At 58.7% G+C, this 14630-nt stretch carries 12 protein-coding genes; 6 read left to right on the top strand and 6 right to left on the bottom strand.

All coding sequences use genetic code 11. The features are described 5' to 3' along the window. The first annotated feature begins 12 nt into the window (after positions 1-12). Positions 13-1350 carry a fimbrial protein gene (locus tag ENTCL_RS01135; protein WP_013364283.1) on the top strand — a complete coding sequence of 446 codons (1338 nt, stop codon included), beginning with the start codon at positions 13-15 and terminating at the stop codon, positions 1348-1350. Continuing rightward, positions 1347-2075 carry a fimbrial biogenesis chaperone gene (locus tag ENTCL_RS01130; RefSeq protein WP_013364282.1) on the top strand — a complete coding sequence of 243 codons (729 nt, stop codon included), beginning with the start codon at positions 1347-1349 and terminating at the stop codon, positions 2073-2075. Before ENTCL_RS01135 ends, ENTCL_RS01130 begins: the two co-directional genes overlap by 4 nt. A gap of 20 nt (positions 2076-2095) precedes the next feature. Here the strand turns inward: ENTCL_RS01130 and ENTCL_RS01125 are convergent, their stop codons facing one another. The 3 genes from ENTCL_RS01125 to ENTCL_RS01115 all read right to left on the bottom strand — a co-directional run bounded on the left by ENTCL_RS01125 (position 2096) and on the right by ENTCL_RS01115 (position 5958). Further along, positions 2096-3181 carry a serine hydrolase domain-containing protein gene (locus tag ENTCL_RS01125; RefSeq protein WP_044612047.1) on the bottom strand — a complete coding sequence of 362 codons (1086 nt, stop codon included), beginning with the start codon at positions 3179-3181 and terminating at the stop codon, positions 2096-2098. A 221-nt stretch (positions 3182-3402) separates the two neighbouring features. Continuing rightward, positions 3403-4989, bottom strand: a complete 1587-nt coding sequence (locus ENTCL_RS01120; protein WP_013364280.1) for an STY4199 family HEPN domain-containing protein — start codon at positions 4987-4989, stop codon at positions 3403-3405. Between the two features lie 210 nt (positions 4990-5199). Then, the gene (locus tag ENTCL_RS01115; RefSeq protein ID WP_013364279.1) at positions 5200-5958 is read right to left on the bottom strand and encodes an SDR family NAD(P)-dependent oxidoreductase; all 759 of its coding nucleotides are present in this window, start codon (positions 5956-5958) and stop codon (positions 5200-5202) included. Positions 5959-6076: 118 nt separating this feature from the next. On the opposite strand from ENTCL_RS01115, the gene ENTCL_RS01110 reads away from it, so the two are divergent. The 3 genes from ENTCL_RS01110 (at position 6077) to ENTCL_RS01100 (ending at position 9582) form a co-directional block, all read left to right on the top strand. Continuing rightward, on the top strand, positions 6077-6976 hold the full coding sequence (locus ENTCL_RS01110) for a LysR family transcriptional regulator (protein WP_013364278.1): 900 nt from the start codon (positions 6077-6079) through the stop codon (positions 6974-6976). Between the two features lie 85 nt (positions 6977-7061). Beyond that, positions 7062-7997 (top strand): inner membrane protein YhjD, encoded by a 936-nt coding sequence (gene yhjD / locus ENTCL_RS01105; protein WP_013364277.1) that lies wholly within the window; start codon positions 7062-7064, stop codon positions 7995-7997. A 262-nt stretch (positions 7998-8259) separates the two neighbouring features. Then, positions 8260-9582 carry an MFS transporter gene (locus tag ENTCL_RS01100; protein ID WP_013364276.1) on the top strand — a complete coding sequence of 441 codons (1323 nt, stop codon included), beginning with the start codon at positions 8260-8262 and terminating at the stop codon, positions 9580-9582. A gap of 46 nt (positions 9583-9628) precedes the next feature. On the opposite strand, the gene pdeH is transcribed toward ENTCL_RS01100, so the two are convergent. Beyond that, complete coding sequence (gene pdeH / locus ENTCL_RS01095; protein ID WP_013364275.1) at positions 9629-10402, bottom strand: cyclic-guanylate-specific phosphodiesterase; 774 nt, start codon at positions 10400-10402, stop codon at positions 9629-9631. A 236-nt stretch (positions 10403-10638) separates the two neighbouring features. Here pdeH and kdgK point away from each other — a divergent pair, with 236 nt between their 5' ends. Then, positions 10639-11568, top strand: a complete 930-nt coding sequence (kdgK, locus tag ENTCL_RS01090; protein WP_013364274.1) for a 2-dehydro-3-deoxygluconokinase — start codon at positions 10639-10641, stop codon at positions 11566-11568. Between the two features lie 49 nt (positions 11569-11617). Here the strand turns inward: kdgK and ENTCL_RS01085 are convergent, their stop codons facing one another. After that, positions 11618-13108, bottom strand: a complete 1491-nt coding sequence (locus tag ENTCL_RS01085) for a M16 family metallopeptidase (RefSeq protein ID WP_013364273.1) — start codon at positions 13106-13108, stop codon at positions 11618-11620. A 186-nt stretch (positions 13109-13294) separates the two neighbouring features. Beyond that, a complete protein-coding gene (locus ENTCL_RS01080) occupies positions 13295-14581 on the bottom strand; it encodes a dicarboxylate/amino acid:cation symporter (protein WP_013364272.1) in 1287 nt (428 codons plus the stop codon). Positions 14582-14630: the final 49 nt, after the last annotated feature.

The following is a 14630-nucleotide window of genomic DNA, read 5'->3' as shown; positions in this document are numbered from 1 at the left end:
AAGAGGTAGATTATGAAAAAGCGCGTTCCGATATTCAGGATTTTAGTGCTGTGGGCGGCAATATTGTTTCTCCCTTCCGCCGCCCGGGCAAGCTGTACGCTTTCCGGCATCACCAACGCCGGTGACGCCCAGACGGCACTGATTCCGTTTGGGAAAATCAACCTGACGGATACCTATCTGCAGCCGGTCGGCACGCTGTTGGCAAGCATCGTGGTACCGCCGACCAACTACACGACGAACAGCGCCACGGCCTCATCCGTGCTCTGGACGTGCGATGCCACCGATTTACCCAACATCTATTTTTTGGTCGCGACCAACGGTGACGATCGCGTAGGCGGCTATTATGATTTAGGCGCTACGGACGGAATCACCGGCGCGTATGCGACCTGGTTCGGCTATACCGGGCTGAAGTTGACCATGTCGGGCGTCACCCTCACCCGCTACTGGCAAAAAGTGCCCGTCACGACCTACGCCACGTCGGGGAGTAAAATCCAGATTCGCCTGCAGGACGTGCCGCCGCTGCTGGCGGAGCTTTATCGCGTCAGTACCTTACCCGGCACCTCGGCGGGCTCATCTTACTGCGGCAACAATAATACCAACGGCAACGGTATCGGGCTTGCCAGCACGACAGGGCGGAACTACACCTGCACCCAACCCAACGCCTACATCCAGCTTTCTGGCAGCAGCAGCGTCTCCTTTTCTTTCGGCCATGACGCTATCGGCGCAGACTCGAACACATCGTATAATTTTTGGGGCGCCAACAACGGCTTCGGCTATGGTATGCGTACAGCAAATACGCTGTATCAAACCGCGACCTGCGTGGCCAGAAACGCCACCCCGGTTGTCATGTTTCCCACCGCATCCGCCCCGCAACTGATGGCGGGAGGAAGCGTGAATGCCTCTTTCTCCGTCCAGGTGGAATGCAGCAATACCGCCGTTTCCGGAACCTCAACGAACCAGACAGCGATTGGTTTCCAGGTCTCCAGCGGCGCTTTTTCGGCCGCACAAACGCTGGGGCTGGTGAATGCCAGCGGCGGGGTCACTATGCTGGTTTCCGATAACTATGGCACAACCAACATGGCCGCAGGCGTCGGCATCACGCTGCAAAACAGCCTGGGTACGTCGATGATATTTGTCGGCCAGCCCGGCACCGTCTCGCTCACAACGGCGGGAGGTAACGCCGCCGGATGGTATCCCGTGCTGGATGGCGCCTCGCCCACAGGCAGCGTTACCTCTGGCTACACGCAGTATCAGCAGCTGTACACCGCCACACTCAAACGGATTGCCGGGCAGACCGTCACCCCGGGCAAAGTGTATGCAACCGCGTATGTCCTGGTGAAAATGCAATGAAAATACGACAACTGATGGTGCTGGCGCTCTCTTGCCTTTGCCAGCCGGGCTGGGCCGGGCTAATGGCGTCCGGCACGCGGGTGATTTACCAGGAAGGTACCCCCGGACAAACCCTGATGCTGGCGAATACCAACGTCTGGCCGGTCATCGTGCAGAGCTGGGTCGACAACGGTGAGGGCGATCCGCAAAACACAACGGCACCTTTCGTCATTGTGCCAGCCGTGTTCCGACTTGATGCCAGCGCCAGACAGGGTATTCGAATTATCTATAACCAGTCGCCGCTACCGAAAGACCGGGAGTCGGTTTTTTGGCTGAATTTATACGAAATCCCGCCGCAATCGGTCACCCAACCAACGTCACCGCGGCTGGCGTTAACCATGAACACACAGATGAAAGTGTTTTATCGCCCTGCTGGCTTACCGGCTTCGCCCGACGCCCTGCTGGGAAAACTGACGTTTCGCCTGATCAACGACGATCGCCAGTGGTTTCTAGAGTGCCGCAACCCTACACCGTTTCATATCTCCTTTACCGCGTTGTCGCTGGAACGCAGTGGCCATACATGGGAGGCGGAGTCGCAGGTGGATATGATGGCCTCTCCTTATGCGACACATCGATTCCGCCTGCAGGGACAAACGCCGCCGGACGCAACGAGCACCGTACATTACCGGTATATTGACGATTATGGTTCGGTAAACAGCCGGGATGCCCGCCTTAGCGCAGATTGACGACAGCGCGCTAGCAAAGACTACTGCTGATGCCGCAGGATCGCGTGCCCGATGTAGTTGCTCCAGTTAAAGCTGTTTTGCAGCACCACCACGGCGTTCTGCTGCGCTTTATCAAAGCCGATATAGCTGGAGTACCCGCCGATGTATCCCACCTGATAAGTAATTTTCTGCGTACCGTAGGTATCGGTAATCCAGGCGATATTCGCCGCCTCTCTCTGGCGGGGATAATAGTTCACATCGACGTCGCTAAACGCCTTATCCAGCGCGGCGCTGCGCGTTGGCGAGAAGTGTGCGCGAGCGTATTCGATCAAATCCCGGGCGTTACCGTACAGATTGGCGGCGCCAGCCATGTTATTGGTGAAGCGCCAGTCCGGCGTCAACGCGCCGCGAGTCTTAAATTTCGGCTGGTCGCCAGCATGCCCCAGCGCACGCCAGGGAAACGCTCGCAGCGTCTGCGGTTCAAAGCTGATATTTTTCAGCGCCAGGGGCTGGAATAACAGGCGCGACGCCAGCGTCTCAACGGACTCGCCGGTCTGGTATTTCAGGATATAGCCGAGAATGGCATAACCGAGGTTAGAGTACTGCGGCTCCCGCCGGGACGGCGCGTTGAAATCCCGGAGATAGTCCAGCACGCTATCGTCATCCAGGTCGTGATAAAAGTTCTCGCCATCGCTCAGATAGGACAACAAATGTTCGAGCGACAGTATGCTCATCGGCTGGCGCGGCAGGCCGGAGGTGTGGGTCACCAGCTGCTGCAGCGTTATCTTTTTCGCATCATCGCTGAGCGGCGTCCCCGGCGGCAGCAGCGTTTGCAGGGTGTCATCCCAGCGCAGCCGCCCGTCATTGACCAGCAGCGTGAACACCTCCGCGGTAACGCCTTTGCTTAGCGACCCCAGCGCAAACAGCGTATCCGGGGTGATGGGATAGCGATTGTTAGCATCGGTCACGCCGTAGCAGTGAAACTCCGCCGGGCCGTTGTGACGAATCACCGCCACGACCATGCCGCTGACCTGCTGGCTTTGCATATAGCGGGTGACAAAGGCATCCACCGAAAACCGTTTGCCGTTCTGCGCCACCTGGCTTATCTCGCCGGAGGGGACGCTCATTTGCGAGAGCGTACCGGAACACCCGGCAGCCAGCATCGACGCCATCAGAACGGGGAATAACGGCCTGTTCACACTATACCTTCCTGCTGCGCGCGACCGCGGATGACGGGATGAAAAAGAGGGCCAAACCATAACGATATTCATACCGCATTGCAAAGTGAAAGATCCGAAATCGCCGTCTTCCCCCCTCCCCTGAGACCCGCGCCGCGAGTCCGCAACCGTTAGCGAATCACCTCGTAAATCGCGGACTGCACGGACAGCGCTTTTTGGTTCTGCGCGTCAGGCTGCGCCTCGGCCCGCCGTTGCGCCTGCGCAACGCTGATACGCTGGCGCTCAACAACCGCAGGGGTCGTACAAAACGCCTTCAGGTACGACCGGCGAACCGCCGTCATCGATTCGCCGTTGTTCATCGAGTGGCTCAGGGTATTGATAAACCGGCGACACGGTTTTGGCTCATCCATTTGCAGCTTGTAGCGCAGCAGCAGCTCCAGCACCTCGTCATATTTTGCCGACTGCGCCTGCTCGGTCCAGGCCAGCTGCCAGGTCATGCCGCCCTGCATAAACAGCGACGTGACGTTGGTATCGTTGCGATCGATTGCGGCGCGCAGGCTATTGACGTCCCAGCTGATACCGAGGTTCGCCAGCTTTTCGCGCGGCGACGGCAGCTCGCGCTCCGGCGCGTCGGGCGACTCGCGAAACCCGACGTTTGCCTGATTCCGCGGCGCCGGATCGCTGAACAGCCAGATCCCGCCAAACGCCATCGCCAGCACAAACACGCCGACAACGCCCCATAGCACGCTGGAAATCAGCTGATCCCTGTCCTCCGGGCTGCGCTTTTCCCGCCGCTGCGGCGGCTCAATGCTCTCGCGCACCGCCAGGCTGTCGCCGCCGAGCGCGCTGTCTTTCGCTCGCGCCGTCTCCCAGAACTGGCCGAGCTCGCTGCTGTCAACCGCCATAAACGACGCCGGATTAACGCTGGTGCGCCCCTGCTCAAACGCCCGCTGGACGGGTCCGGTTATCTGCTGCTGATAGTTACCCAGCAGCGCCATTTCGGCAGCGGTCAGCGGACGTCCGGCGATAATGGCGTTACGCATCGCCCGGCAGTCATCCAGAAAGGCATGCAGCGTCACGCGCTGTTCGGCCAGAAACGTCAGCGATGCCGCAGAGTTGAATATCGATGAGTAGTAGCGGGCAAAGGCTTTTTTATCGACAACCAGCAGCGACAGGTCGCTAAAACGCATGCCGGACAGCACGTCTCCCGCCTCGCTGTTGGCAAGCCAGCGACGCACGCTGCTGGCGCCGAACTGCAGCTTAAGATCGTTATGCAGGCGGGTCGTGTCCGGCTGCGCCTGGCTAATCAGGCCCTTTAGCGTCAGCGAGATAGCGCGCATCTGCCGCTGGGCCTGCTCCTGGCGGTCGCCGCCCTCTTCACCGAGGGTAGAGGAATATTTCAGCAGCGGCTGCCGGTGGCGGACAGACTCAAGCGCCACCACAAAACGCAGAGCGGCAATCCGCTGGTTGTCGCTTATCGGCTGGCCGCGATCGTAAACCGGCACCACCTGCTGAAGGTGGCGAAGCTGAAGGGTAAAATCGCTGAGCTCGGCGTCATTGAGGTTCAGGCGCCGGGCGACGTTCCCCCAGCCGCCCAGGTTCAGGCGCGCCTGCTCAAGCTGTTCGAGAAACCAGCGCGGGTCTTTTGCTTCTGCGCTATGCACGTTCAACAGCAGCAGAATCTCTACCGCTGCCTGGCGAATGATGCCAAGACAGTGTTCAAACTGCTCAATGGGTTGATGCGGCACTGCATGCATCCCGAGGTTCCTTTCATCAGCCAGGCCCATTTTTAGGGCAAATTTATGTTTTTTTTATTCTTTTAGAGGGTTACTCGCTGAGCTTACCGCAGGGAAAGCGCGCGCCATCGGGATAAAAGAGAGGGAAAAGCGGGGGATAACACAGGATAGCGTCCGCACGCCCTCACCCGCTGCGCGAAAACAGAGAGCGAGGGCGGAACGCGGCGTGTTTTACAGGAACATTCCGCCGGAAACCTCGATGCGCTGGGCGTTCATCCAGCCCAGATCGTCGCTGAGCAGCGCGGCGATCGCCCCGCCGATGTCGTCCGGCAGCCCGGCGCGCCCCAGCGCGGTTTGCGAGGCGACATAGCGATTCAGCTCCTCGTTATCGCGCAGGCGCCCGCCGCCAAAATCCGTTTCGATAGCGCCAGGCGCGATAATATTCACCGAAATCCCGCGGGCGCCCAGCTCCTTCGCCTGATAGCGGGTCAGCACCTCCATCGCCCCTTTCATTGAGGCATAAGCGGCATAGCCCGGCAGCGCGAAGCGCGCCAGCCCGCTGGAGACGTTGAGGATGCGGCCGCCGTTTTTCATTAACGGCAGCAGACGCTGGGTCAGGAAAAACGGGCCTTTAAAGTGGATATTCAGCAGCTCATCGAATACCGCCTCGCTGGTGTCGGCAAACGCGCCGTACAGCCCCACGCCGGCATTGTTCACTAAATAATCAAAGGTGTCGCACTGCCAGAGGGAGCGAAGCTGCTGCTGTACCTGAAGCGCAAAGGCGTCAAATTGGGAGATATCAGCAACATTCAGCTGTAATGCCGTCGCTTTCACGCCAAGTTGTTCAATTTCGCGCACCACATTCAGCGCGTCCTGCTGGTTGCTGTTATAGGTCAGAACACTGTGAATTCCTTTCGCCGCCAGCTTCAGCGCCGCATTTTTTCCTAATCCACGGCTGCCGCCGGTAATCAAAGCAATACGTTGTGTCATAACTCACCTCATCTCGGGGATGTGAACGTTGAGAAAGAGCTTATTAGGTGATAAATAATCAATAAAGATGCTGAATTACGCTTCACTGTTTCAATTTGAACAACAACACGAGCTATCTATGGATAAAATTCACGCAATGCAGTTGTTCATTCGCGTGGCGGAGCTGGAGAGTTTTTCACGCGCCGCGGACACGCTGGGACTTCCTAAAGGTAGCGTATCGCGCCAGATTCAGGCGCTGGAAAACCACCTCGGCATCCGCCTGCTCCACCGCACCACGCGCCGCGTCCAGCTCACCCAGGACGGTATGGTGTACTACGAGCGGGCAAAAGATTTGCTCAGCAACCTCGATGAACTGGACGGCATGTTTCAGCACGATCCTTCAAGCATCAGCGGCCGGCTGCGGGTGGACATGCCGGTCGCGGTGGCGAAAAATCTGGTTATCCCTAAGCTACCCGCCTTTTTGCAGCAGTATCCCGGCATTGAGCTGGAGCTGAGCAGCAGCGACCGGCTGGTCGACGTGATCCGCGAGGGGTTTGACTGCGTGGTGCGGGTCGGCGCGCTGAAGGATTCGGGTCTGGTCGCCCGACAGCTGGGCAAGCTGACCATCATCAACTGCGCAAGCCAGGGCTATCTGGCGCGCTTTGGCTACCCCGAGCGCCCGGACGATCTCGCCGGACATGCGCTGATCCACTACTCGGCGAACATCGGCGTGCGCCCGCAGGGGTTCGAAATGAAGGTGGATAACGCCGTCCGGTGGGTTAAAACCGGCGGCGTGCTGACGGTTAACAGCACCGAAACCTATCAGGCCGCATGCCTTGCCGGGCTGGGCATTATTCAGGCGCCGCGCATCGGCGTACGCGACGCGCTGCGCAGCGGCCAGCTGGTCGAAATCCTGCCGCAGTACCGCGCCGAGCCGATGCCGGTATCGCTTATCTATCCGCACCGTCGCAACCTCTCCCGCCGCGTGCACCTGTTTATGGAGTGGCTGACCGGGTTGCTAAAAGGCTATGTGGACTAAGGCATCGCGAGTTTTCGCCGATTATCGACGCCTTTAAGCTATAATTTTGCTTACATCTCGCTGTAAAAGAAGGAAATCGTCGCTGATGACGCCGAAAGTCAACAATGCGCTAAAGAAAGCCGCCGGGACGGCGCAAAAGGCACAGCGCCAGCCCGTCATCGCCCACCTGCTGCGCGCAACGGAGCGTTTTAACGATCGTCTGGGGAATCAGTTTGGCGCTGCCATTACCTATTTCTCGTTTTTGTCCATGATCCCTATCCTGATGGTCTCCTTTGCCGCCGCCGGTTTTGTGCTGGCGTCGCACCCGACCCTGCTGCAGGACATCTTCGATAAAATCCTGATGAACGTCAGCGATCCCACCCTCGCCGCGACGCTCAAAAGCACCATCAACACCGCGGTGCAGCAGCGTACGACGGTCGGCATCGTGGGGCTGCTTATCGCGCTCTACTCCGGCATCAACTGGATGGGCAACCTGCGGGAAGCGATCCGCGCCCAGTCCCGCGACGTCTGGGAACGGACGCCGCAGGACCGGGAGAAAATCTGGGTCCGCTATTTCCGCGATTTTGTCTCGCTTATCGGCCTGCTGCTTGCGCTGATCGTCACGCTGTCGATAACCTCCATCTCCGGCGCCGCGCAGCAGACGATTATCTCCGCCCTCTACCTCGACAGCATCGAATGGCTGAAGCCCGCCTGGCGGCTGATTGGCCTGGCGATTTCGATATTCGCCAACTATCTGCTGTTTTTCTGGATCTTCTGGCGGCTGCCGCGCCAGCGTCCGCGCAAAAAGGCGCTGATCCGCGGCACCTTTATTGCCGCGATCGGCTTTGAGGCGATCAAAATGATCATGACCTGGACGCTGCCGACGCTGGTGAAATCCCCGTCAGGCGCGGCGTTCGGTTCGGTGCTGGGGCTGATGGCGTTCTTCTATTTCTTTGCCCGGCTGACGCTGTTTTGCGCCGCATGGATAGCGACCGCCGACTATAAAGACGACCCGCAAATGCCGGGAAAAACCCAGCCCTGAACGGGCTGGCGGCCTGAAATATCAGTCCGTGCCGAATGATTAGCAGATAAATCCAGTTAGTAACTTTTATTTAACTGAAAACTGGATTTATCTGCTGTTTATAAATTTATGTGAAGCATTTCATAGAAGCGAAATTGCTGGTCTGAAAATTATCCGCTTTTTGGCTGTTTTTTATCCACACCACCCTCTTGTTACACATTGAAATATCACTTTTGCTGTGCGTAATATGACCCTTCGTTCGCCTGAAAAATAAGAAAATAGTATGCAAGCAACCGCCACAACGCTCGATAACGAACCCTCCATCGCCCCGGTAAACTCGCGTAATAAGGTGGTCGTCGCCTCGCTTATCGGTACCGCTATCGAGTTCTTCGACTTCTATATTTACGCAACCGCCGCGGTTATTGTCTTTCCGCATATCTTCTTCCCACAGGGCGACCCGGCGGCGGCGACCCTGCAGTCGCTGGCCACCTTCGCTATCGCCTTTGTCGCCCGCCCGATAGGCTCGGCGCTGTTCGGCCATTTCGGCGACCGCGTCGGACGTAAGGTGACGCTGGTCGCGTCGCTGCTGACGATGGGCATCTCGACGGTGCTTATCGGCCTGCTGCCCGGCTATGAAACCATCGGCATTCTGGCGCCAATGCTGCTGGCGCTAGCGCGCTTTGGTCAAGGTCTGGGCCTTGGCGGCGAATGGGGAGGCGCTGCGCTGCTGGCGACCGAAAACGCCCCTGCGAAGAAGCGCGCGCTGTACGGCTCGTTCCCGCAGCTTGGCGCGCCCATCGGCTTCTTCTTCGCTAACGGCACCTTCCTGCTGCTCTCCTGGCTGCTGACCGACGAGCAGTTTATGAGCTGGGGCTGGCGCGTGCCGTTTATCTTCTCGGCCGTGCTGGTCATTATCGGGCTCTATGTGCGCGTTTCCCTGCACGAAACGCCGGTCTTCGCCAAAGTGGCGGCGGCGAAAAAGCAGGTCAAAATCCCGCTCGGCACCCTGCTGAGCAAGCACCTGCGCGTCACCCTCCTCGGCACCTTCATCATGCTGGCGACCTATACGCTGTTCTACATCATGACCGTCTACTCCATGACCTACAGCACCGCCGCGGTGCCGCACGGCCTGGGGCTGCCGCGAAATGAAGTGCTGTGGATGCTGATGATGGCGGTGATTGGCTTTGGCGTGATGGTGCCGGTTGCTGGCCTGCTGGCCGACCGTTTTGGCCGTCGTAAGAGCATGATCGCTATCACCACGCTCATCATTCTGTTCGGGCTGTTTGTGTTTCAGCCGCTGCTGGGCTCCGGTCATCCGGCGCTTATCATGGCGTATCTGCTGATCGGCCTGAGCCTGATGGGGCTGACGTTCGGCCCGATGGGCGCGCTGCTGCCGGAGCTGTTCCCGACGGAAGTGCGCTATACCGGCGCGTCATTCTCGTACAACGTCTCGTCGATTCTGGGCGCGTCGGTTGCGCCCTATATTGCGGCGTGGCTGCAGGGAAACTGGGGCCTGGCGTATGTCGGCTACTATCTGGCCAGTATGGCGGTGCTGACGCTGATTGCGCTGGTGCTGACCCACGAAACGCGGCATCAGTCGCTGTAATCCGCCTGAGACCCTCACCCTGGCGCAGCGGCGCGGCATGAGGGTTTCAGACCAGCTTCAGCATCACGTTTTCAAGCGTCGCAAGCGGAACCGGGCGCGACAGGAAATAGCCCTGCGCCGCAAAGGCCGGGGACTGCTGAACGTCGCGCCACTCTTCCAGCGTCTCAACGCCTTCGACAATCACGCCCTGGCAATAGCGGTTCATCAGCTGCAGCAGCAGGATAAAGAGATTGCGCCCCTCCGGGGTTTTCCGCAGCATGATGAACAGATCGCGCGCGACTTTGATGTAGTCGTAATGCACCTCGCTCAGGGCGGAAAAGTTCGCCATCCCGGTACCGAAGTCATCCAGCCACAGCGGACCAAACTCGCAGATAGAGGCGATGGTGGAGTCCTGCGGCAGGCGCACATGCTCGACCAGCTCAAAGCGCAGCCAGGGCGTTGCCCTGATTTGCGCCAGCAGCTGCGGCTCCTGGCGCATCGCCATCAGCGTCGGGCCGTCCACGTTCACCGAGGCCAGAACGTCATTGTCTTCGAAGAAGCGCTGCTTTTCATTCAGCGCCGCCAGCTGCTCTTTTATCACATCAATACGCTGGCGAACCGCAACCTCCGAGAAGTAGCGATCGGGAGCGATCCGCTGGCCCGGGCGCTCGGGATGGGTAACCACCGTTAGCACCTCGATGGCCATCAGGCGACCGTCGGTTTTGTAGATCGGCTGGTAAGTATAAGCACGCTCACACTCCAGCCAGTAGCACCGCTCCTGCAGGCTTTCGAGACCTGGGTCGGGAATGCTTAGCTGTTGGATAACCTGCTTTAACTTCATCTCAGCTGTCCTGTTGAAAGGGATAAATCCGTCGAAACTCGTCATTGGGTTATCGGCGGCGGCATTGAGAACTTTATGTTCAACGCGGCCATTTTCCGTATCCGCGGCGGGAGAAAATGGAAGGAATACGCGTTAGCTCAAAAAAAATAATGGAACGCCGTTTTAATATGGTTGACCATAAAATTCTCGCAGCGCACACTAGCGCTACTTTTTGCATCAGAACCGGGTTGAAGACTATGTCCAGGAAAATTGCCGTGATCGGCGAATGCATGATTGAGCTGTCTGAAAAAGGGGCGGCGGTAAACCGTGGGTTCGGCGGAGATACACTCAACACCTCCGTGTACATCGCCCGCCAGGTCGACCCTGCCGCGCTGCACGTGGACTATGTGACCGCACTGGGCACCGACAGCTTCAGCCAGCAGATGCTTGACGCCTGGCAGGGCGAACGCGTCGGCACCGAACTGATTCAGCGTATGGAAAACCGCCTGCCGGGGCTCTACTACATCGAAACTGACGATACCGGCGAGCGCACCTTCTACTACTGGCGCAACGAAGCGGCGGCAAAATTCTGGCTGGAGAGCGAGCAGTCCGCCGCGATTTGCGAAACGCTGGCCACCTTTGACTACCTGTATCTCAGCGGAATAAGCCTCGCGATCCTCAGCCCTACCAGCCGCGACAAGCTGCTGTCCTTGCTGCGCGAATGCCGCGCCAACGGCGGCAAGGTGATTTTCGATAACAACTACCGTCCGCGCCTGTGGGCCAGCCGCGAAGAGACGCAGCAGGTGTACCAGCAGATGCTGCAGTGCACCGATATCGCCTTCCTGACGCTGGATGACGAAGATGCGCTGTGGGGAGAAAAACCGGTCGATGACGTTATTGCCCGCACCCAGGCGGCTGGCGTGACGGAAGTGGTGATTAAGCGCGGCGCCGACGCCTGCCTGGTGGCAATTGCCGGCGAAGCGGTGATTGAGGTGCCCGCAGTGAAGCTGCCGAAAGAGAAAGTGGTGGATACCACGGCGGCAGGCGACTCCTTCAGCGCCGGTTATCTGGCGGTACGCCTGACCGGCGGCGATGCCGCATCCGCCGCGGCGCGCGGCCATCTGACCGCGAGTACGGTGATTCAGTATCGCGGCGCGATTATCCCGCGCGAGGCGATGCCGCGTTAAGCAACGCAGGCCCTCTTCCTTACGGGAGAGGGCCTGGCGCTAAGGGGAGTTACTGCGCTGGCGGCGTATCCGTGACGTTCTGGTGCGCATCATCGCTGACGGCGGGCGCCGCGGCGGCGGATTGCACCATCAGCTTGTCCCAGATTGCCTGCAGATCCTTCATGTTATATTCCGGTTCCCCTTTCGGCTGCTGCAGCACCAGCGCCATTTCCTGCGACAGCTGCTGGCGCAGATCCTGGTTGAGCTGCTCAAGGGTTAACGAACTGAGGAACTCCTGGCGCAGCTTCTGGTACTGCTCCGGCGCGATATCCACCACCTGATTTTGCAGCGCACGAAGACGCTGGCTGATCAGAATATCGGTATTGGTGCGCGCATAGGTGGCAAACAGCTTCTGCAGCTCCCGATCCTTCTGCGCAATCAGCGCATTAAACTCTTCTTCCGGCAGACCCGCACTGCGAACCTTCGCCAGCTCGCGGGTGACCAGCCCCAGGTTGTTTTCCAGCTTCTCGGTTGGAGAATCGACGTTGATGGCGCACTGCGCGCGCAGGTACAGCACGCGGCAGTCAAAGCCGATGCCGATATCCTTCACATTGTTCTTGCTCAGGTTCTGCTGTACGTGCCAGAACAGCGCCTCGCGCGCGAGGTCGGCGCGCCAGTAGCGCTGCAGCGCGGCGGAATCACGGATTGGCGTCCACGGGCCGTCCCACATAATGGAGAGCCGGTCCTGGCGCACCGCATCGGTCATGATGCTGACGGCCTGCGGTGGTAGCGGCGCCAGCGCGGGCACCGCCGCAGGCGTTTCGCGTTTGCCCTTCAGCTCGCCGAAGATTTTATTGATTTGCTCAGCCACGCTGCGGCTGTCGACGTTGCCCACGACGAGAAGCGTCATGGCGTCAGGGGTATACCATTTGTCGTAGAACGCTTTCAGCTGCTCCACATCGACCGGCTGCTTCAGCGGTTCCGCCGGATCGTGCCCCAGCATGGTCGACCCTTTCAGACGATAGCGCCACCAGCCCTCTTTCGGGTCCAGGGGCCAGGTCGCCACCATATCTGCGCCGCCCAGCGCATGCTTAACCGCTTCCGGAGTGATGGTCAGCTTGCCGTTGGCGTCGGCAAGCCAGGTCAGCGCCTCTTTCAGCAGGTCATTGCGGCTGTTCGGCAGGCTGAGGTTAAACTGGGTGAAATCATAGGAGACAACGGCGGGCGGCATCGGGTGCTGAGGGTCGATCCCCTGCTGCCACAGCGATCGCGCCTGCATGGTCGGTAAACTGCCGCTCTGCGTTAACGCAAGGCGGGGAATAAAGTGGCTGTAGCCGCTCTGGCGCGCGCTTTCGCTCAGGGCGCCGATGTTGATTTGAAGGCGGATCTCAACACGATCGCTGGGACGCTGAGGCGTTGTCAGCACCTGCCACTGGAGACCGTTCGCCAGTGTTCCCTGTTGCCATGCCGGGTCTGGCTGGAGCGCTTCTGCCTGCGCGTAGCCAGCCGCCGCCATAATCAGCAAACCGCCAGCAACGAGTCGAATTTTTGTGCCCTGCATGTGAACCCCTGATCAACAATCCTGGTTATAAAAACAACTCACTATCAAAATGATGAGTTAAATACGTCGTTTAGACCGTACAAACGGCAAAAAGTCACACGTTTGTCGAAAAATAACGTCAATTATGCGCAGGAGCCCGCAGTCCATCAAGGGACTGCGGGCAGATTACAGAGGTAAGTGGCGGAATTAAGAGGATAATCCGTGCGGTTTTTCACTCGGAGTACGATTATTCAGCACATCGTCCAGCTTTTTGCTGTCCAGCTCTTTCACCCATTTTGCGACGACCACCGTCGCAACGCCGTTGCCCACCAGGTTGGTCAGCGCGCGCGCTTCCGACATAAAGCGGTCAATACCGAGGATCAGCGCAAGGCCAGCCACCGGCAGATGTCCGACGGCGGAAATGGTCGCCGCCAGCACGATAAAGCCGCTACCGGTCACGCCCGCCGCCCCTTTAGAGGAGAGCAGCAGCACCACCAGCAGGGTTATCTGGTGAAAGATATCCATATGGCTGTTCGTCGCCTGCGCGATAAACACCGCCGCCATAGTCAGGTATATCGACGTCCCGTCAAGGTTGAACGAGTAGCCGGTCGGAATGACCAGGCCGACCACCGACTTGCGGCAGCCCAGCTTTTCCATCTTATCGAGCATGCGCGGCAGCGCGGACTCGGAAGAGGAGGTCCCCAGCACGATCAGCAGCTCTTCTTTGATGTAGCGGATAAATTTGAAAATGCTGAAGCCCGTCACGCGGGCGATTGAGCCCAGCACCAGCACCACAAACAGAATACAGGTGATGTAGAAGCAGATAATCAGCTGCCCCAGCTGCACCAGCGTGCCTACGCCGTATTTGCCGATGGTGAAAGCCATCGCGCCGAACGCGCCGATCGGCGCCAGACGCATCACCATGTTGATGATGCCGAAAATCACCTGCGAGAAGCTTTCGATCACGTTAAAAATCAGCTGCCCTTTACTGCCAAGGCGATGCAGAGCGAAGCCAAACAGTACGGCAAACATCAGCACCTGCAGGATATTGCCGCTGGCAAACGCGCCGATCACGCTTGAAGGGATAATATCCAGCAAGAATGCGACCACGCCCTGGTCTTTCGCCTGCTCGGCATAGACCGCGACGGCGTGCGCATCCAGGGTCGCCGGATCGACGTTCATCCCGGCGCCTGGCTGTACCAGGTTGACGATGATAAGGCCGATAATCAGCGCCAGCGTACTGACCACTTCGAAATACAACAGCGCAACCGCTCCGGTACGCCCCACGGCCTTCATGCTTTCCATACCCGCGATGCCGGTGACGACGGTACAGAAAATGACCGGTGCAATAATCATTTTAATGAGCTTAACGAAGGCATCGCCAAACGGTTTCATTTGCGCGCCCAACTCCGGGTAGAAGTGGCCGAGCAGAATACCGACGGCGATAGCTGTTAAGACCTGGAAATAGAGGCTTTTAAACAGAGAGGTTTTCATAGGATGTCCTTAAGGTAAAACCACAGGCCATGTAGGGTTTTTCAGCCTG

Origin of the sequence: [Enterobacter] lignolyticus SCF1 (assembly GCF_000164865.1) — a bacterium.
GTDB classification, from domain to species: Bacteria; Pseudomonadota; Gammaproteobacteria; order Enterobacterales; family Enterobacteriaceae; genus Enterobacter_B; species Enterobacter_B lignolyticus.
This window is presented reverse-complemented; position numbering and strand designations above follow the sequence as displayed.

What these genes read in the sequence shown, in the direction of transcription:
- pdeH (WP_013364275.1), bottom strand. Translation starts at nt 10,402, where the DNA reads ATGAAGTTAAAGCAGGTTATCCAACAGCTAAGCATTCCCGACCCAGGT.
- ENTCL_RS01130 (WP_013364282.1), top strand. Translation starts at nt 1,347, where the DNA reads ATGAAAATACGACAACTGATGGTGCTGGCGCTCTCTTGCCTTTGCCAG.
- yhjD (WP_013364277.1), top strand. Translation starts at nt 7,062, where the DNA reads ATGACGCCGAAAGTCAACAATGCGCTAAAGAAAGCCGCCGGGACGGCG.
- ENTCL_RS01115 (WP_013364279.1), bottom strand. Translation starts at nt 5,958, where the DNA reads ATGACACAACGTATTGCTTTGATTACCGGCGGCAGCCGTGGATTAGGA.
- ENTCL_RS01085 (WP_013364273.1), bottom strand. Translation starts at nt 13,108, where the DNA reads ATGCAGGGCACAAAAATTCGACTCGTTGCTGGCGGTTTGCTGATTATG.
- ENTCL_RS01120 (WP_013364280.1), bottom strand. Translation starts at nt 4,989, where the DNA reads ATGCATGCAGTGCCGCATCAACCCATTGAGCAGTTTGAACACTGTCTT.
- ENTCL_RS01110 (WP_013364278.1), top strand. Translation starts at nt 6,077, where the DNA reads ATGGATAAAATTCACGCAATGCAGTTGTTCATTCGCGTGGCGGAGCTG.
- ENTCL_RS01080 (WP_013364272.1), bottom strand. Translation starts at nt 14,581, where the DNA reads ATGAAAACCTCTCTGTTTAAAAGCCTCTATTTCCAGGTCTTAACAGCT.
- ENTCL_RS01100 (WP_013364276.1), top strand. Translation starts at nt 8,260, where the DNA reads ATGCAAGCAACCGCCACAACGCTCGATAACGAACCCTCCATCGCCCCG.
- kdgK (WP_013364274.1), top strand. Translation starts at nt 10,639, where the DNA reads ATGTCCAGGAAAATTGCCGTGATCGGCGAATGCATGATTGAGCTGTCT.
- ENTCL_RS01135 (WP_013364283.1), top strand. Translation starts at nt 13, where the DNA reads ATGAAAAAGCGCGTTCCGATATTCAGGATTTTAGTGCTGTGGGCGGCA.
- ENTCL_RS01125 (WP_044612047.1), bottom strand. Translation starts at nt 3,181, where the DNA reads ATGAGCGTCCCCTCCGGCGAGATAAGCCAGGTGGCGCAGAACGGCAAA.